The sequence below is a fragment of the Burkholderia ubonensis subsp. mesacidophila genome (assembly GCF_002097715.1).
In the GTDB taxonomy this organism is placed as follows: Bacteria; Pseudomonadota; Gammaproteobacteria; order Burkholderiales; family Burkholderiaceae; genus Burkholderia; species Burkholderia mesacidophila.
Map to the genome: position 1 here is coordinate 186,375 of NZ_CP020737.1, position 15,047 is coordinate 201,421.

A 15,047-nucleotide genomic window follows, 5' to 3' on the forward strand; every position below is an offset into this window, starting at 1 on the left:
GACAATCAATCGGACAGGCGCGAGCTGGCGCGCGAGGCCTTTTCGCGTTCGGCGCGTTCCCACTGGGCGCGCACCAGACGGGCGACCTCCGCCTCGTTGACGCCTGGCGGAGCGGTGAAGTTGATGATGACCGGGCCGGATGCAGGCGCGGCGCTCGCGGCGGCGGCCGGCGCCATGAGCGGCTGGCGGTAGTCGAGCGACGTGTTATAGCGTGCGAGCGGCGACGCGGCGGTGGCCGACGGGTTCATGGCGTAGGCGGGCGGGCCGGCGAGGGCCGCCGCGGTCGTGATCGTGGCGGCGGTCAGCGCCACGCGCCCCTGGCCGCCTGCTGCGCCGGGCGCGTCCGACGCTTGCAGGCCGAGCTTTTCCTTGAGCCAGCCGAGCGCCGAGCTGCCCAGGTTGCCGATCGTGTCCTTCAGCGCGCCGAGGCGATTCGTGATGCCGTCGATCAGCGCGGAAATCAGGTTGCCGCCGATTTCCATGAAGCGTGCGCCGATGTTGCCGAACCAGTCGCCGATGCCGGCCAATGCCGCTTTCACCCACTCGACCGTGGCGTCCCATTTCGCGGCGATCCAGTCGCCAGCCGCGCCGAATGCGCCCGCGATGGTGTCCCACAGCGCGATGAACTTCGGGCCGAGCGTGTCCCAGTTCTGCCAGACATAGACCGCGCCCATCGCGATCAGGCTGATCACGGCCAGCAGCGGGTTCGCCAGCGCCAGGCGGCCGAGGCCGAGCAGCGCCTGCCCGATGACGTTGAACGCGCTGACCATCGACATCGCGAAGTGGAGCACCGCGATCGATCCGAGCACGGTGCCGAGCGCGCTCGCGAGCGTGCCGACGACGACGAACAGCCCGGCGAGCATTGCCAGGGTCGTGACGATCACGTTCGCGGCCGTGCGGTGCTCGCGCATGAACGTGACAATTTTTCCGATCGCGGTTGCCGTGAGGTCGAGCGCCTTGTTGTAGATCGGCGTGACCCGCTCGCCGATCTCGAGCTTCAGGTCGCGCAGCTGCGCGAGCGCGGCGAGCTCGCGGCCGTGCGTCGACTCCGCGCCTTTCGCCTTCATCCCGTCGACGCCGTCGGCGGCGGCACTCTGCCGTTCGGTGTCGTGGATCTGCTCGCGCTGCTCGTACATCGTCGTGAGCAGGTTCCCCGCGGCCTTGTCGGGGAAAAGTTTCGCAAGTTCGGCCTTCACCTTGTCGGGGCTGGTGATCCCCTTGGCGGCGAGCTTCGGCAGCAGCACCTTTTCGAGCCACTCGAGCGGCGACGCCTGCAGCATGTCACTGCCCGACAGTGCACCAGGCTTGAGTCCGCTGATCGCGCCGTTCTTCTTGTGCTCGACCAGCTTCGGATCGACCAGGCCGAGCGCCGCCAGCCGTTGCGCAGCGGGCCCGGACGCCTTGCCCTGGAACGCGCTGCCGTACAGCGACGCGAGGCCTGCGCCGGCCGCCTTGCCGCCCAGCTTCTCGATGAGCGGCTGCATCTGGTAGTAGAACGCGTCCGTGCGCAACTTCTTGGCCGCATCGCCGCCTGATTCGGCGAAGTTGTCCCACTCGTCGCCGCTGACCTTGCCGCCGGTTGCCGTGAGCATCTTCTGCACGATGTTCGCTTCGGCGCCGAACGCCGCTTCGTTCCTGGTACCGCCGCGCAGGTCGATCACCTTCAGCATGCCCATGAACTGGTCGACGTTCTTCTTCGCGTCTTCCGCGCCGAACAGCGCTTCGTTCGCGAATTTCATGTTCGCGAGCGTCGGCATCGCGACCCGTGCATGCTGCTCGTCGCCGCCCAGCGCCGTCAGCGACTCGCGCATCAGGCCCAGGTTGTCGATGGTCGACTGGCCGTAGGCCTGCTGCGCGCGCGCGAACTTCACCGCATCGGCCGACGCGCCCTGCGCGCGCATGCGCAGCGTTTCGCTCTCGGCCTGCTTCGCGAGGTCGAGCGGCTCGGACAGCATGCCGAACATGTCCTTGCCGATGCCTTTGATGGCCTGGCCGCGTGCCGAGAATTTCTCCCCGACGCCCCGCAGCGCCTCGATCCTTGCGCGCCTGGCGTCGGCGCGCTGCTGGCGCTGGGCGTCGTACCCGCGCACCCCCGCGTCGATCATCGACGTGCGCGACGCCATGGCCGCGCGCAGGTTGCGCTCGTCCCGCGACAGGTTGCGCGTGTCGATGCCCGCGCCGGCGAGCTGGGCGCGCAACTTGCGCACGCGGCCGGCTTGCTGGTCGTGCGTGGCCGCCAGGCTCGAGGCCGTGCGTTTCGCGTTCTCGAAGTCCTTGATCATCTGGCGCGACGGCGGGCCGGACGCGCGCAGCGACTCGCCGAGCGCGTCGACGCGCGCGCGCGCGGTCCTGAGATCCGACGCAGTATCGGCAAGGCCGCGACGCATCTCGCGAAACGTGCCGATGCGCTTCTGCGTCTTCGCCATGTCATCCAGCTCGCGGCGGGTATCCCTCAGCGAGCCGGCCAGCCCCTTGTTGCCGGTCAGCATCATTTGCAGGGGCTTCGTCATGTTGTCGACCATGTCGAACATGACGCGCAGTTTCAGGGTGTTGTCCATCGTCGATCGTTTCGCTCATTCGGCGCCGGCGCGCACTCGCGCGCGCTCGCGCCAGTCCATCAGCTCGGCCAGGCTGAAGGCATCCATCACGGGCGGTGTCCAGCCGAACACCGCCGCGATGTCCGCCATCGGGTCTTCTATGCGGTCTGGGAGGCCAGTCGGGATTTCACGGCCTTCGGCATCAAAAAACCCGCGAAGATGCCCCCCAGTTGCACGAGGTCGGCGGGGTCGATGTTGGCGACGTCGGCTTCGGTCAGCATCGGCGTGCTGATGCGCGGCAGCACCTTCGACAGCGCGACGACGTCGAGGCTGACGAGGTCGGACAGCGATACGCCGCGCAGCTCGCCCGAATTCGGCTTGCGCAGCGTGATCGTCGTGATCGTCTGGTTGCCGCGCACGAGCGGGGTGTCGAGCGTGTGCGTGGCCGGATCGTCCTGAGCGGGCGCTGCCTCGGTGACGGCTGCAGCGGATGCGTCGACCTGCAGGTCGGTCGCGGCTTGTTCGGATTGGGTCGGATACATGGTGGTCCTGGCGATGATGAAGGGAATACAGCGGGCGGGCCCGGCCGGGAATGCCGGCCGGGCCGCGGCTTACAGGCCGATCGCGTTGCGCAGCGCCGAGAACAGGTCGGTGCCGTTGTACTTTTCGATCATGTTGATGAAGTCGATCTCGATCAGGTCCACGCCGTTGACGGACAGCTTGTAGTAGCTGGCGACGGTCGTGACCTTGAACGTGGTGTCGTCCTTCGGCTTCGCGGTGCCCATGTCGATTTCGCTGTGACGGCCCTTGATGACGATCTCGACCGCGTCGACGCTGGTCGAATCCGCGGCCTGGTAGCCGCCGGCGAAGCGCAGCAGCACGCCGTCGTGCTTCGTGATGCCGTACTGGCCGAGCACGGAGCGCATGAAGCCGCCGCAGGTCCATTCGAGCTGGATCCCTTCCTGCCCGAAGTCGACCTTGATCGGGCCGCTCATGCCGCCGCCCTGGTAGTCCTCCATCTTGCGCGTGAGCTTCGGCAGCGTGACTTCGACAACCTGGCCGACGAAGTTCTCGCCGTTCTGGAACAGGTTGAATCCCTTGAGTTTGCGAGGCATACCCATTGTGTTTGACTCCTGGTGAGGCCGACTGTTACGCGCTGACGCGCGCGGCGAAATCGGCGAGATAGCGGTCGGTGATGCGCTGGCGCAGCATCAGGTTTTCGAGCGGCGGAACCGGCGTGTACTCGTAGTCGAGATACGCCTTGCCGGACTTCAGCACGTCGGTCGTGTTCGGCTCCGGGTCGTACCAGGCCGAGCCGCCGATCAGGTAGCCCTGCGACGTCCATTCACGGAACTTGCCGTTGATGGTCTCGATGATGTCGCGCGGCAGCGACGGGTTGAGCGGGCCGTCGATGATGGCCATCTGCGCTTCGGCGATCGAATCCGCGATGACCTGCGCGGTGCGCGTGTAGTTCTCGAACGCGAACAGCGGATCGTCCGAGCACGTGCGCGAGCCCCAGAAGCGGAAGCCGTTGCGGTTCACGAGCGTCGTCACGTCCTGCTCGTTCAGGAAGCCGGCGTCGGTGGCCGGATCCTGCAGATCCCACGACACGTCCGCGCTGATGCCCGTGACGCCGTTCACGCCGACGTTCGACAGCGTCTTGTGCCAGCCCGTGTCGTTGTCGATCTTCGCGCGCAGGCCCGCGGCGTACGCGGTGGCCGGCACGACGACGGTCGAGTTGGTCGCGTCGTCCCACGCGAGGAAGTCCGGCCAGATCACCATGATTTCGCGCTGGCTGAACTGCTTGCGATAGGCAACGGCTTCTTCCTTCGTCTTGGCGCCGTTGGCCGACACGTACGCGAACGCGCGCAGCGACTGCGCGATCGTCGCGAACGCGGCGGCGACCGGCTGCGTGTCGAGGCCCGGCGCCGCGAGGATGCGCGGCTTCACGCCGAAGCGCGCCTGCGCGCCGAGCAGCGCCTTCATGCCGGTGTACTTGCCGTCGGCGGTGACGGCGCCGATCACGTTGGTGTTCGTTTCGGCGGCGTCCTTGCCTTCGGCGACGCGCACGACGATCGTGACGGGCTTGGTCTGGCGGCCGATCGCGTCGAGCGTGCGGCGCAGCGTGCCTTTCTTGCCGGCCTTGCCGAGCGCGGCGACGACGTTGGTCAGAAGGACCGGGGTGTTGAGCGGGAACGCGGTGGCGTCGGCGTCGTCGGCCGTGCAGACGATGCCGAGCACGGCCGTCGAGACCGTGCGGATCGGACGGGTGCCTTCGTTGATTTCGATGACGCGTACGCCGTGGTGGTAATCCTGCGGCATGGTGTGTGGCTCCTGTGTTTGCTTGCGGAAGAGAGAAAACGGGAAGAATCCCGTGCGGATCAGGTCGCGGTTTCCGCGACCGGAGCTGCAGGTGCGCTCGGCTCGGCCGGCGGCGGCGGTACGTACGGCGCGGGCGTGGCGGGCCACGCCACCGCATCGGGGAACGTCTCCGCCTGGATCGCCGAAACGAGGGCCATCTGGTATGCGGACCAGGCCTTGAAGTAATAGATGCCCTCGTCGTCGAGCAGGCCCGAGGCGTAGGCGTCGGCCTTGCCGGCGTTCGCCTTGCGCGCGGTTTCGAGCCGTCGTTCGAACTCGGCCATCGCCGCGGCGCGCTTCTCGCGCTCGAGCTGTTCGGGCGGGACGGTCCACGCGCCGTCGATCCACGTGTGGCGTGGCGACGGCCGTGCTTCGGTCGTCAGGCCGAGCTCGTCGGGCGTCTTGCCGGCAATCGCGATTTCGATCGGCTCGCCGGTATCGGTGCGATAGCAGATGCGCCCGCGGTAGTCCGGCAGGAGGATCCACGCGCCGTCGCGATAGAACGGCCAGGTGGTCGGCGTGCGCGGTGGCGGCGCGTCAAGCGTTGCCCATGCGGGGATGAGCCAGCGTTGGTCGTTGCGCGGGTCGGCATCGGGCTGGCTGCTGCTCAGGTATTCGCCGGTCGACTGGCTGTAGTGGTGAATCAGCATGGTTCGGTGTCCAAGTTAGTAGGCGCGGATCATGACGAGCATCGCGACGTTGCGCGGTCGCGCTTCGCTTTCGCCGTCACCGTTGACGGTAATGGCGTGGCCGTGGTGACCGTTCCAGCCAATACCGATGTTGTGCCCGTGGTTGCCTGAGCCTTCGGTGTTGAATTCGTGGCCGTGGTCGTTCACCCAGGCGAGGTCTGCGGAATCGTTGGGGCCGACCGCTTGCTCGATCCCACTGCCTTCCTGATCGGAACCCGTCAACGAACCGGGATAGGGTGGACGCAACAGGCGACTGAATACCCCGTTGACGTGGTTGTGCGCGCCCGCTCCAGCGGTCCATCCGTGGTGACCGTGCCAGCCCTGGACGTCCGTCCATGCGGAGTGGATGTGATCGCCGCCCTCGCTTGCGCTCGCGCCGTGGCTGTGCGATCGGTTCGCGCTGTCCTGCCACGAGCCGATCATGCGATTTGCGTCGATACCGCGGGCGTCGTCCCAACCACGGATGAACTCGCCGCGCATCTCCGGGAGGCGGAACGTCGTTTCACCGACTCCGGACGAGAAGCAGCCCACGCGACCCTTTTGCCATTCATCGTCCGACACGAGCGCGCCGCTGGCCTGCGCATAGGCCCACAGAGCGGGGTAGTCCGCACGATTGACGAGCGCGCCGTTGGCTTTCAGGAATCCGGCACGTACCGTCGCGCGGGGCTCGAATACGATCTGGCCGACGGCCGTCGTCGAGAGGGCGGCCAGCACCCATTCGGTCGTGGCGAAACGCGTGGAACGGTCGCCTTGGGCCGGCGTCGGGCCTGTCACCGGCTGATCGAACGCTGTGAGCGTCGGGGTGAAGCGCGCCACGGACACGCCGTTGCATGTCACGCCAAAAAAACCATCGCCGCTGTGGTACAGCCCTGTATCCGGTTTGCCATCGTTCGCGAACGTGAGCGACGGATTTGCGAGGCCTCCTTCCGCGAGTACCAGGCGCTTGCCGGGCTCGAATGCCAGATCGCCATTCATGGTGCCGCCGGCGATCGGCACGTAGTTGTCAGGACTGAAATTCCCGGCATCCCACACCGTCTTGCCGTCGACGGTCGGCCGCTTCGAAAAGTTGATGACGCCGGTCGTCCGCGAAATCCACAGAACGTTGTCGATCCACTTTCCATCGTCGCCAATACGCGACAGATACCAGTGCGATCCGGTGTTGGAGCCTGTTTCAGCGCCGTTGTCGGTTCCCATCTCCCATCGGGTGACGCGATCGGTTTTCCAGACGATCGCGCGATACGTCTCGCTCATGCCGTTCAGCACGTAGTAACCATTCGCGTTACCCCGGTCGACCCACACGTCGCCGGTGAAAGTTGAGCCGGCCAGTGAGGCATAGCGTGTCGCCGCCGTCTTTGGCGTCACCGCTCTCGTATCGTCGGCACCCGCATCGACTTCCGCCTGCGTCGCCAGCTCGACTACGCCCTGCCGCTCGGTGGTCGCCGGCGGGTTGAGGAACGACGCATCACCGAACACGAGCTGCGTCGCATCGATCGTCGCGAACTGCAGGTCGGTCGACAGCAGCAGCAGCGCGGCCGGCGATTTCTCCATGATCGGCGTCGCCTGGCCGTAGGCGGCCAGCAGCACCCCGTTCTCGAGGTAGAGGCCGAACCCGTACAGCGAGTACTGGTCCGCCGTGTCGTCCTTCAGCGTCGCGTGAATCGTGTCCGGCGCGATGTTGGCGCCGCCGAACGTCGTGATGCGCTTCAGCTCGTTCGGCAGCTTCGTGAGCCCCTTGTCGGCGACGAAGGGCGCATTCGCAAGACCGATTGCCGTGACCTGGTGGGCGCTGGTGCCGCCGTTGCCGGGCGCGACGAGCGCTGCGCGGCCGGCGTCGGTGATGAGGATCTGGGTTGCCATGTGCGATCAGTTGTCGGTGAGGTTCATGCGGCGATAGACCGCCACGCGAGCGGCGGCGCCGACCCGTTGCCGGCCCCGCATCGCGAAGCCCTGCGTGAACGTGTAGTGCGCCCGTACCGGCTTGGTCCGGTCGATTTCCGCGACGATGTCGGCGACGTATTCGGCGGTGGGCGGCTCGCCTTCCTGGCCGCTGACCGTCAGCACGACGTCGAACGTGCCGGGCCGGCCCGGCGGGTCCTGCTCGAACCATTCGCGCAGCACGAGGTTGCCGCCGAAGGTCGCGACGACTTCGCGCACGGCCGCGGCGGTGCCCTTGCGGCGCGCGATCGGAATCGCCTGCCTGACGCGGGCGCGCTTCACGTGCTCGGGCCAGTAGTCCTTCCACGCGTCGACGCCGAGGTGCCACGCGAGCCACGGCAGCAGGTCGAAGCGGATGGCGTCCGGGTACATCAGCGTCGCGAGCGGAGTCGGAATGTCGTCGACGCGCGCGTTCACGGCGGCGAGGTTGCGCTCGAGCCGGGTCGCATTCGGCGGCAGGACGTCATTCATTGCTGTACACCCCGCCGTCGATCAGCTCGATCCCGGTGCAGTACGGCGCCTGCTGCTTCGTCGCCGGAATGCCGGCGAGCGGGCTTTCGAGGACCACCTTCTGCACGCCTGCGGCGCGAGCGGCTGCATAGATGCCGTCCAGCGTGACTTCCATGCCGAGCCGGTGCATGTCGTCGGCGTATTTCTTCATCGCCTTGTTGGCTTGGGCGAGCGCCACGGCGCGATCCGGACCGGCGAAGAACACCAGCCGCGCGCGGATCGCATAGCGCAGGATTTCCGCGGCGCGCACCGTCACCTTGTCGGTGAGCGGCCGCACGTCGTCGGCCTGCAGCGCGGTCTTCACGGCGTCGACCAGTTTCTGGTCCGCCGTGCCGTCGCCGTCGCGCGCGAGCACGGTGACGAGCACTTCGCACGGAGCGGGGCTGACTGCCGATGCGTCGAGCACGCGGCCGTCCGCGTTGCGCGCATGCGAGACGTACGCGCCCTCGGGGCCGGCGACGGAGAAGCGCTGCGGCGCGAGCTGCGTGCGGGCACGCAGGTCGACGTCGCTTTCCATGACCGCCGCCAGGTTGTGTTCCGGGTCGGCGGGCGTGATCGTCAGGCGGCGGATGCCGAACAGGGCCGCGAGATGGTCGAGGTCGTCGCCGCGTGCGTACGCGAGCATGACCGCGCGCGCGGCGTCGTTCACGCGCTGCCGCAGCACGAGCTCGCGGTACGCGTTTTCCTGCAGCAGCTTCACCATCGGCTCCGATTCGAGCGCGAGGGTGGCGGCGATCTCTGCCTGCTCGGTCGACGGATACAGCGACACGAGGCGCGCCTTGCGTTCGGCCAGCAGCGTTTCGTAGTCGATCGTTTCGACGACGTCAGGCGACGGCAGCTGCGAGAGATCGATCGGCGTCACGCTCATGCCGGGCTCCCGTGCGCGACCGGCACGCGCGTCGTCACGGTCGTGCCGTTCTCGCTCGTCCAGCCTTCGATGTCGAGATAGATCGCGCCGGCCGCCGCGTTCGAGTCGTCCGCGGCGAGCACGACGCGGGTCAGCGTGAGGCGCGGCTCCCAGCGCATCAGCGCCGTCGCGACGGCCGCATACAGGCGCGTGCGCATGGCGCCGTTGCCGGGCGCGTCGATCAGGTCGGGCAGCTCGGAGCCGAACGTGCGGCGCTTCACGCACGACGCGAGCGGCGTCGTGACGATCTTGCCGATCGACTGGTAGAAGTGGCCGAGGCCCGAAATCGAGCGGCCGGTGTTCGCGTTCATGCCCTTCATTGCGGTTGGCTCACCAGTTGTCCATCGCCCTGTTCGCGATGCGTGTGATGCGGGAGGCTGATGCCTTGCGAGGTCACTTCGCGGGTGAAGCTGGCCGCGCCGTCGATCTGCATCGTGGCGCCGCCTGCGCCGCCCTTGCCGGTCATGCCGGACTCGAACGCGAGCGGCCCCTTGACCGTCATCGCGCCGGTGCAGGTGGTCTGCGGCGCGTCGAGCGTGATGGTCTCGGCCTGCACGGTCGCGGCCTTCGTCTGCACGGTGATCGAGCCTGGAGCTACGACGAGCACGGTCGCGCCGGCGGGCAGCTCGGCCTTGAGCGCATGCGCGGCGTGGTCGTACGCGACGCTCGCGCCGTCGGGATAGACGCGCGTGTGGGTGTCGGGGCTCGACGCCGGTGCCGGGGCGGCGTCGGAATAGAGGCCGCGCAGCGCGACGCCCTGGGCCGGATCGCCCATCGGGCAGAGCAGCACGACCTGCTCGCCCGGGGTCGGCGGCAGCCACTCGCGCGTGGTGCCCGCGGTGCAGGCGATCCACGGAATCCAGTTGGTTTGCAGTCCGCCGCCGTCTTCGTCGGGCGTACCGACCGAGACGCGGCACAACGCGGCCGCATGGTCGACCGCGAGGATCGTGCCTTTGCGCACCGCGTTGCGTGCCTGCCGTTGAATTTCGTTAGCGTCCATGTGGTCATGGTGCCGGGCGGGGGCTTGCGGGGCGAGCGATCGCGTGTGTCGTGGGGGTGAGGACGGAAGGGGCGTGAGGCGGGTGGGGGGATGGGTGTCGAGGAGCGCGAATCGATGGGCGAGGTGATGGGCGCGAGGAGGGTTGCGCGCTTCTTCTCAGCGTTCAGGGAACTGGATCGCGTGCGTCGGCCGATGCCGTGTTCGCGGCCGGGCTGACGTTTCGTGGAATCGTTGTGTGGAGCAAGACACTGGAGCGCGCGGATCCGATGTTCTGGAGGATTCGCGCGACAGGCCAGGGTCAATGCATGGGAGAGGCGTTCGCGGAACGTGGAGTTTCAGCCTTGGCGCATCGACCTGAAGTGGCAGGTGATGGCGAGGTGCGTCAAGCTCGCGAGCGAAGTTTTGCGGCGCCGGCGTTGGTCAGAAGAGCCGGTGTGCGGGACGGGAGTGCGGGGGCGTCGTCGTCGGCCGTGCAGATGAGGCCGACGACGATCGACCAGGTGATGCGGATCCGGCGGCGTGCAGTCGACGCCGGGTTGGCCGGTGGGGAAGGGTGATCAGGCAGTCCCGGTCACGAAGTCCGGTGCCGGCGGAAGAGCGACGTAAGGCCAGCCGTCCGCGTCGCTGAGATCGCGCAGCGCCTGACGGTATTTGATGAGCGTCGAGAATTGCGCGGCCGAAAGCGTCGTGCCGTTGCCGATCAGCTTTTCGTCCTGGTGGCGCGATACGAGCCAGTCGGTTGCTTTCATTGCCGCGTCGCGCTTTCCGCGCATGGATGCCGCCACGTCGTCACTTCGATGTTGATGTTGTCCGAGTCGACGACGAACGAAATCGCGTCACCGGGATTCAGCGTGACGGTCGGGTCCATCATCCTTGTCACGGCGACAAACTTCGCCGAGCCGTTGATCGCCAGCGTCGTCTGTCCTGCGGTGGTGTAGTTGGCATAGACGGTCATCCGCACGCCGTCTTTCAGCTCCGCGAAGTTGATCGTCTGGGTCGTGCCGGGTGCCAGGACGTACACCTGCATGCCCGCCTGTGCCGCCCCCAATGTCCCGCTGGTCCTCGTGACGTAGCTGCCGCGCATGTTGCCGAGCGACTGCTGCACAAACGCCGTCGGCGCCATCTTGTCGCTGCTGTCGAACTGCGCCGGCGTCGGCGCCTTCGGCGTCCCCTTGAACACCGGCGACTCGATCGGCGCCTTCTGCGCAAGCGCATTCGTCATCGTCGTCGCAAAACCCGGATCGTTGCCGAGCGCGTTCGCCAGCTCCCTGAGCGTATTGAGCGCCTCCGGCGACTGATCGACGAGCGCCGCGACCTTCTGCGCGAGATCCGCCTTCGTCGCGTATTGCGGATACGGATCGACGGCGCCCTCGTGCGCTTCCTGCCTGTCCTTCAGGAAACGCGTGCGATTCGCGAGTTGCCGCAGCGGCACGTTATCGATCCCGTCCGGCCCGCCTTCAACCGGATCGGACGTTTCGAACTGGCGGATGCCGGGTGTCCAGGTCGAGCTTTCAACCAGGTCAGTCATGACTTGATACTCCCTCTGTTGTACTGGCCGTCGCGATGCGCGAAGCCGTTGTAGCGAATCGGTGCTTCGCGGTAGTCGAGCGACACCAGCATCGAGCGTCGCGGCGCGTAGCGCTCGAGCACCGCCTTCAGGTTGTCCGCCTGGTCGCGCGTGATCGGCCGCGACAGCTTGACGATGTATTCCGCCCACGCCGATTCGTGGCCGTGCACGTGGTCGCCGTTGTAGGTGGCCGACCCGTCGCGCCGGCGCACGCGCCGGCCCTCGACGATCGTCACCTCGCCGAAGCCGAGGCGGCGGATCACTTCACGCACCGCCCACGGCGTGCCGCGCTTCTGGTGCAGCCGGATCGCGCTCCGGACGAGCGCGCGGCGCGCATCGTCGGACTCGGCGAGCTCCCAACCGTCGATCGACACTTCGGCAGCGAGATACGGCAACAGCGCCGACGCGCAGCGATCCGGGCTCCAGTAATCGCGAATCGGAACCGGCAGGCCCTCGGCAGCGGCCAGCGCGCGCGCGGCGCGCCGCTCGAGCGGCGTCGCGTTCGGCGGCAGCAGGTCACTCATAGATGCCGCCGTATTCGATGACGACGTCGACGCAGTAAGACGCCTGCGTCGGGCCGATCGCGAGGTCGCCGGCCGGCTCGATCAGCTCGGTCTTCGACAGGCCGGCGGCCTGGCAGACACCCTTGATCGCCGATTCCGCGACGCCGACGCCGAGGCGGCGCACCTTGTCGGCATACGCGCGGGCGTTCTTCGTCGCCTGCGCGATCAGCACGTCGGCGCCGACCGGCGAGCGCGTATAGCCCTTCGCGCGGATCCGGTAGCGGACGATCTCGGCCGGGCGCGCGAGGACGGTGTCGTTCAGCGGCCGTTGATCCTCGGCCGACAGCGCGGACTCGACCGCGCGGCAGAGCGCGGCGTCGGCCGTGCCGTCGCCGTCGCGCGACAGCAGCGTGACGAGCACGTCGCCCGGCTGCGGGCGCGTGGCCTTCGCATCGAGCACGCGGCCGTCGACGGCGAGCGCCTTCGATTCGTACGCGGCAGCCGGGCCGGCCACGCTGAAGCCCTGCGGCGCGAGCTGGACACGACGGCGCAACGCTTCGTCGTCCTCGTAGACGGCCGGGATGTCGTTGGGAAGGTCGGCGGGCGTGACGACGAGCCGTTCGATCCCGAACAGCGCCGCGCGCTGGTCGAGGTCGCTGCCTTTCGCGAACGCGAGCATCACGGCCCGCACGGCGTCGTTGACGCGCTGGCGCAGCACGAGCTCGCGATAGCAGTTTTCCTGCAGCAAGCGTGCGAGCGGCTCGGATTCGAGCGCGACCGTCGCCGCGATCTCGGGCCGTTCGTCAGCGGGCCAGAGCGCGACCAGCGCGGCTTTCCGGCGTGCGTACAGCGTTTCGAAATCGAGCGCCTCGAGCGCGTCGGGGGCGGGCAGGCTCGATAGGTCGATGAGCGCGGCGGCCGTCATGCGGCACCTCGCTGCGGCAGCGCGACCCACGTCAGCGTATTCGCCGGATCGACCTGCGTGTCGTCGACGTGCGTGATCACCTGCTTGCCGTCCGGCCCGGTCGTGACGACGACGCTTTCCGTCAGCGCGAGCTTGATCGACAGGTCGACCGTCGCCGCATCGCGGACGCTCGTCTCGAAGGTGATGCCGTCGGCGCGCACGGCGGGGTTTGTCACGAGGTCCGGCTGGTTCGCGCGCACCCATTCGACCAGCGCGACGAACACGGGGTCCGCGTCGCCGGTGAAATTCGTGGCGAGCACGTGGGCCATGTACCGGTATTCGAACGACGGCGTCAGGGTGCCGGTCGCGGCGAGCGAACCGTGCTCGACGAGCACGGTCAGCTTGCCCGGGTCGGCCCCGAGCGCGGGAACCGCGGCGACGAGCGCGCGCCGCAGGCTGTCTGGCTTATTCATGCGGATGCTCCACGTTGTCGACGGCCGGCTGCGATCTGGCCTGGCACGTCGCGATCATGTCGACCTTGGCTGCGCACGTCGCCCATGCCGCCTTGGCGGTCGTGAGCGCCGCATCGAGCTCACCGTTGGTGCGCGGCGCGAGCGCCGGCAGCGTGCACGGGCTCACCGTCTGGCAGGCGTCCGACGTAATCGTCGGCGCCGGCGAGAGCGGGATTGGCTTGCAGGCGGACAACATCGTCAGGCAAACGAGTGTCGGCCCAGGCGCGAAGCGCGGCGTTTTCATCGATCAATCTCCGGTTTTCAAGTCGAACGGCGTCGAGCTTCGACGCGATCGCGTTCTGCGTGCGGTCGAGCCGCGCTTGCTGGTTGGCGCGGTCGGCGGCGTCCTGCTGCAGACGCCGGATCGCGCCGTCACGATCGGACAGGCCCTGCCGCGCGTCGGCGAGTTGCTGCCGGGCGGCCGCCAGGTCGGCGTGCAGTTCGCGCACGTACAGCGCGGCGGCCGCGCACGCGGCAAGCACGACAACCCCGGCGGCGAATTTGGCGGCGAGCTCGCTCATGCCGCCGCCGCGGCGTCGGCGGATCCGGCCGGCGCAATGGGCTGCGACGCATACCGGTCGTAGGCGCGAGCGAGCTTGACGTCGTAGAGGTTCGCCGCGTAATCGGGCCCGTTGTAGCCGCGCGCGAACGCGGCCCAGTCGCGGGCGCGCAACGCGGCGAGCAGCCTGGCGTCGGCGGCGACGAACCGCACGAACGCGTCGAGGTGTTCCGCTTCGCTGCTTTCCATGCGCGCGACGAAGTCGTCGATGCCGTCATAGCCGAGGCGTTGCCAGTGATAGCCCATCACCTGGAACGCGCCCCAGCTCGCGGACTCCCACGCCGCGCGGGCGTCGATCACTTCGGCCGCGGCGAGGCGCGTGTATTCCGCGGTGCCGCCGCGATAGCCGCCGCGCGTTTGTGACACGATGTCCGGCTGCCTGGCCGCGAACGGCGCGGGATCGATGCCGCGCGCCTGCAGCCGCTTCCAGAAGATGTGCCGCTCGAACAGGATGACCGGCCGGCCGTCGGGCAGGAAGCCGGCGCCGCGCGATTCGACTTCGTTGACCGCGCGCACGCAGGCGAGCGGCACGTCGAGCGTGCGCGCGGCGCGCTCGAGGTCGGCCAGCGCCAGGTGTTTCGGATCGCGCTGGCCGGTGGCGAGCGCGGCATAGGTCTTGGGGCCGGCGATGCCGTCGTCGACGAGGCCGGTTTTCCGTTGCAGCGCGATGACGGCGGCTTCGGTGGCCGCGTCATAGACGTGCGTCACCTGCACCGCATAACCTGCGCGGATCAGGCGGCGTTGCAGCAGGCCGACGTCGTCGCCGTGGTCGCCGAGGCGGCGGGTTTTCATGGTTCATTCTCTCCGCAGAAGGCGCGCGACGTTGCCGCGCGCGCCGTACACGAACATCGCCAGCAAGACCGCTGTGGCCGCTTCGAAGAAGCCGACGGATGCGGCATGCAGCAGCAGCTCGATCGACGCGCCGCCCGTCACCACGACGAGGGCCCACGCGACCCACGACACATGACGGCGGTGGCGCGCGCCGTTGCGCCGGTAGGCGAGCACGCGCACGAGCGCGGCGAGATGCGCGGCGAGGGCGATCAGCGCGAGCGGGATGTGCATG

General features: G+C 68.2%; 20 protein-coding genes. All 20 read right to left on the bottom strand.

The features are described 5' to 3' along the window. Window positions 1-5 precede the first annotated feature (5 nt). The 20 genes from B7P44_RS00845 to B7P44_RS00940 all read right to left on the bottom strand — a co-directional run bounded on the left by B7P44_RS00845 (window position 6) and on the right by B7P44_RS00940 (window position 15,046). Window positions 6-2,558, bottom strand: coding sequence for a phage tail tape measure protein (locus B7P44_RS00845; RefSeq protein ID WP_084899622.1), 2,553 nt, complete (start codon window positions 2,556-2,558; stop codon window positions 6-8). A gap of 15 nt (window positions 2,559-2,573) precedes the next feature. After that, window positions 2,574-2,687 (bottom strand): GpE family phage tail protein, encoded by a 114-nt coding sequence (locus B7P44_RS00850; protein ID WP_010095898.1) that lies wholly within the window; start codon window positions 2,685-2,687, stop codon window positions 2,574-2,576. A gap of 8 nt (window positions 2,688-2,695) precedes the next feature. Further along, window positions 2,696-3,079, bottom strand: coding sequence for a phage tail assembly protein (locus B7P44_RS00855; protein ID WP_084899624.1), 384 nt, complete (start codon window positions 3,077-3,079; stop codon window positions 2,696-2,698). 69 nt (window positions 3,080-3,148) lie between these two features. Next, a complete protein-coding gene (locus B7P44_RS00860) occupies window positions 3,149-3,658 on the bottom strand; it encodes a phage major tail tube protein (protein ID WP_029226832.1) in 510 nt (169 codons plus the stop codon). A gap of 28 nt (window positions 3,659-3,686) precedes the next feature. Continuing rightward, window positions 3,687-4,859: a phage tail sheath protein gene (locus B7P44_RS00865; RefSeq protein WP_084899627.1), complete on the bottom strand. Its 1,173-nt coding sequence runs from the start codon at window positions 4,857-4,859 to the stop codon at window positions 3,687-3,689. Window positions 4,860-4,918: 59 nt separating this feature from the next. Then, on the bottom strand, window positions 4,919-5,548 hold the full coding sequence (locus tag B7P44_RS00870; protein ID WP_084899629.1) for a tail fiber assembly protein: 630 nt from the start codon (window positions 5,546-5,548) through the stop codon (window positions 4,919-4,921). Window positions 5,549-5,563: 15 nt separating this feature from the next. Continuing rightward, entirely contained in the window at window positions 5,564-7,444 is a 1,881-nt protein-coding gene (locus B7P44_RS00875; RefSeq protein ID WP_084899632.1) for a phage tail protein, read from the bottom strand. A gap of 6 nt (window positions 7,445-7,450) precedes the next feature. Then, the gene (locus tag B7P44_RS00880) at window positions 7,451-7,993 is read right to left on the bottom strand and encodes a phage tail protein I (RefSeq protein ID WP_084899634.1); all 543 of its coding nucleotides are present in this window, start codon (window positions 7,991-7,993) and stop codon (window positions 7,451-7,453) included. Beyond that, on the bottom strand, window positions 7,986-8,900 hold the full coding sequence (locus tag B7P44_RS00885) for a baseplate J/gp47 family protein (RefSeq protein ID WP_084899638.1): 915 nt from the start codon (window positions 8,898-8,900) through the stop codon (window positions 7,986-7,988). The genes B7P44_RS00880 and B7P44_RS00885 overlap by 8 nt, the downstream gene beginning before the upstream one ends. Then, the gene (locus tag B7P44_RS00890) at window positions 8,897-9,259 is read right to left on the bottom strand and encodes a GPW/gp25 family protein (RefSeq protein WP_084899641.1); all 363 of its coding nucleotides are present in this window, start codon (window positions 9,257-9,259) and stop codon (window positions 8,897-8,899) included. Before B7P44_RS00890 ends, B7P44_RS00885 begins: the two co-directional genes overlap by 4 nt. Then, window positions 9,256-9,939: a phage baseplate assembly protein V gene (locus B7P44_RS00895; RefSeq protein WP_084899645.1), complete on the bottom strand. Its 684-nt coding sequence runs from the start codon at window positions 9,937-9,939 to the stop codon at window positions 9,256-9,258. Before B7P44_RS00895 ends, B7P44_RS00890 begins: the two co-directional genes overlap by 4 nt. A gap of 557 nt (window positions 9,940-10,496) precedes the next feature. Next, window positions 10,497-10,712 (bottom strand): phage tail assembly chaperone, encoded by a 216-nt coding sequence (locus tag B7P44_RS00900; RefSeq protein WP_088511394.1) that lies wholly within the window; start codon window positions 10,710-10,712, stop codon window positions 10,497-10,499. Further along, window positions 10,685-11,467: a hypothetical protein gene (locus B7P44_RS37880; RefSeq protein WP_084899647.1), complete on the bottom strand. Its 783-nt coding sequence runs from the start codon at window positions 11,465-11,467 to the stop codon at window positions 10,685-10,687. The genes B7P44_RS00900 and B7P44_RS37880 overlap by 28 nt, the downstream gene beginning before the upstream one ends. Then, window positions 11,464-12,030 (bottom strand): phage tail protein I, encoded by a 567-nt coding sequence (locus tag B7P44_RS00910; protein WP_084899649.1) that lies wholly within the window; start codon window positions 12,028-12,030, stop codon window positions 11,464-11,466. The genes B7P44_RS37880 and B7P44_RS00910 overlap by 4 nt, the downstream gene beginning before the upstream one ends. Then, on the bottom strand, window positions 12,023-12,934 hold the full coding sequence (locus tag B7P44_RS00915; RefSeq protein ID WP_084899651.1) for a baseplate J/gp47 family protein: 912 nt from the start codon (window positions 12,932-12,934) through the stop codon (window positions 12,023-12,025). Before B7P44_RS00915 ends, B7P44_RS00910 begins: the two co-directional genes overlap by 8 nt. Beyond that, entirely contained in the window at window positions 12,931-13,386 is a 456-nt protein-coding gene (locus tag B7P44_RS00920; protein ID WP_084899654.1) for a phage tail protein, read from the bottom strand. Before B7P44_RS00920 ends, B7P44_RS00915 begins: the two co-directional genes overlap by 4 nt. Then, complete coding sequence (gene lysC, locus B7P44_RS37415) at window positions 13,379-13,621, bottom strand: Rz1-like lysis system protein LysC (protein WP_231716638.1); 243 nt, start codon at window positions 13,619-13,621, stop codon at window positions 13,379-13,381. Before lysC ends, B7P44_RS00920 begins: the two co-directional genes overlap by 8 nt. Further along, a complete protein-coding gene (gene lysB, locus B7P44_RS00930; protein WP_084899659.1) occupies window positions 13,506-13,946 on the bottom strand; it encodes an Rz-like lysis system protein LysB in 441 nt (146 codons plus the stop codon). The genes lysC and lysB overlap by 116 nt, the downstream gene beginning before the upstream one ends. Continuing rightward, entirely contained in the window at window positions 13,943-14,776 is an 834-nt protein-coding gene (locus B7P44_RS00935) for an N-acetylmuramidase domain-containing protein (RefSeq protein WP_084899662.1), read from the bottom strand. The genes lysB and B7P44_RS00935 overlap by 4 nt, the downstream gene beginning before the upstream one ends. Window positions 14,777-14,779: 3 nt before the next feature. Further along, on the bottom strand, window positions 14,780-15,046 hold the full coding sequence (locus B7P44_RS00940) for a phage holin family protein (protein ID WP_084899664.1): 267 nt from the start codon (window positions 15,044-15,046) through the stop codon (window positions 14,780-14,782). Window position 15,047 lies beyond the last annotated feature (1 nt).

What these genes read in the sequence shown, in the direction of transcription:
- B7P44_RS00845 (WP_084899622.1), bottom strand. Translation starts at nt 2,558, where the DNA reads ATGGACAACACCCTGAAACTGCGCGTCATGTTCGACATGGTCGACAAC.
- B7P44_RS00850 (WP_010095898.1), bottom strand. Translation starts at nt 2,687, where the DNA reads ATGGCGGACATCGCGGCGGTGTTCGGCTGGACACCGCCCGTGATGGAT.
- B7P44_RS00855 (WP_084899624.1), bottom strand. Translation starts at nt 3,079, where the DNA reads ATGTATCCGACCCAATCCGAACAAGCCGCGACCGACCTGCAGGTCGAC.
- B7P44_RS00860 (WP_029226832.1), bottom strand. Translation starts at nt 3,658, where the DNA reads ATGGGTATGCCTCGCAAACTCAAGGGATTCAACCTGTTCCAGAACGGC.
- B7P44_RS00865 (WP_084899627.1), bottom strand. Translation starts at nt 4,859, where the DNA reads ATGCCGCAGGATTACCACCACGGCGTACGCGTCATCGAAATCAACGAA.
- B7P44_RS00870 (WP_084899629.1), bottom strand. Translation starts at nt 5,548, where the DNA reads ATGCTGATTCACCACTACAGCCAGTCGACCGGCGAATACCTGAGCAGC.
- B7P44_RS00875 (WP_084899632.1), bottom strand. Translation starts at nt 7,444, where the DNA reads ATGGCAACCCAGATCCTCATCACCGACGCCGGCCGCGCAGCGCTCGTC.
- B7P44_RS00880 (WP_084899634.1), bottom strand. Translation starts at nt 7,993, where the DNA reads ATGAATGACGTCCTGCCGCCGAATGCGACCCGGCTCGAGCGCAACCTC.
- B7P44_RS00885 (WP_084899638.1), bottom strand. Translation starts at nt 8,900, where the DNA reads ATGAGCGTGACGCCGATCGATCTCTCGCAGCTGCCGTCGCCTGACGTC.
- B7P44_RS00890 (WP_084899641.1), bottom strand. Translation starts at nt 9,259, where the DNA reads ATGAAGGGCATGAACGCGAACACCGGCCGCTCGATTTCGGGCCTCGGC.
- B7P44_RS00895 (WP_084899645.1), bottom strand. Translation starts at nt 9,939, where the DNA reads ATGGACGCTAACGAAATTCAACGGCAGGCACGCAACGCGGTGCGCAAA.
- B7P44_RS00900 (WP_088511394.1), bottom strand. Translation starts at nt 10,712, where the DNA reads ATGCGCGGAAAGCGCGACGCGGCAATGAAAGCAACCGACTGGCTCGTA.
- B7P44_RS37880 (WP_084899647.1), bottom strand. Translation starts at nt 11,467, where the DNA reads ATGACTGACCTGGTTGAAAGCTCGACCTGGACACCCGGCATCCGCCAG.
- B7P44_RS00910 (WP_084899649.1), bottom strand. Translation starts at nt 12,030, where the DNA reads ATGAGTGACCTGCTGCCGCCGAACGCGACGCCGCTCGAGCGGCGCGCC.
- B7P44_RS00915 (WP_084899651.1), bottom strand. Translation starts at nt 12,934, where the DNA reads ATGACGGCCGCCGCGCTCATCGACCTATCGAGCCTGCCCGCCCCCGAC.
- B7P44_RS00920 (WP_084899654.1), bottom strand. Translation starts at nt 13,386, where the DNA reads ATGAATAAGCCAGACAGCCTGCGGCGCGCGCTCGTCGCCGCGGTTCCC.
- lysC (WP_231716638.1), bottom strand. Translation starts at nt 13,621, where the DNA reads ATGTTGTCCGCCTGCAAGCCAATCCCGCTCTCGCCGGCGCCGACGATT.
- lysB (WP_084899659.1), bottom strand. Translation starts at nt 13,946, where the DNA reads ATGAGCGAGCTCGCCGCCAAATTCGCCGCCGGGGTTGTCGTGCTTGCC.
- B7P44_RS00935 (WP_084899662.1), bottom strand. Translation starts at nt 14,776, where the DNA reads ATGAAAACCCGCCGCCTCGGCGACCACGGCGACGACGTCGGCCTGCTG.
- B7P44_RS00940 (WP_084899664.1), bottom strand. Translation starts at nt 15,046, where the DNA reads ATGCACATCCCGCTCGCGCTGATCGCCCTCGCCGCGCATCTCGCCGCG.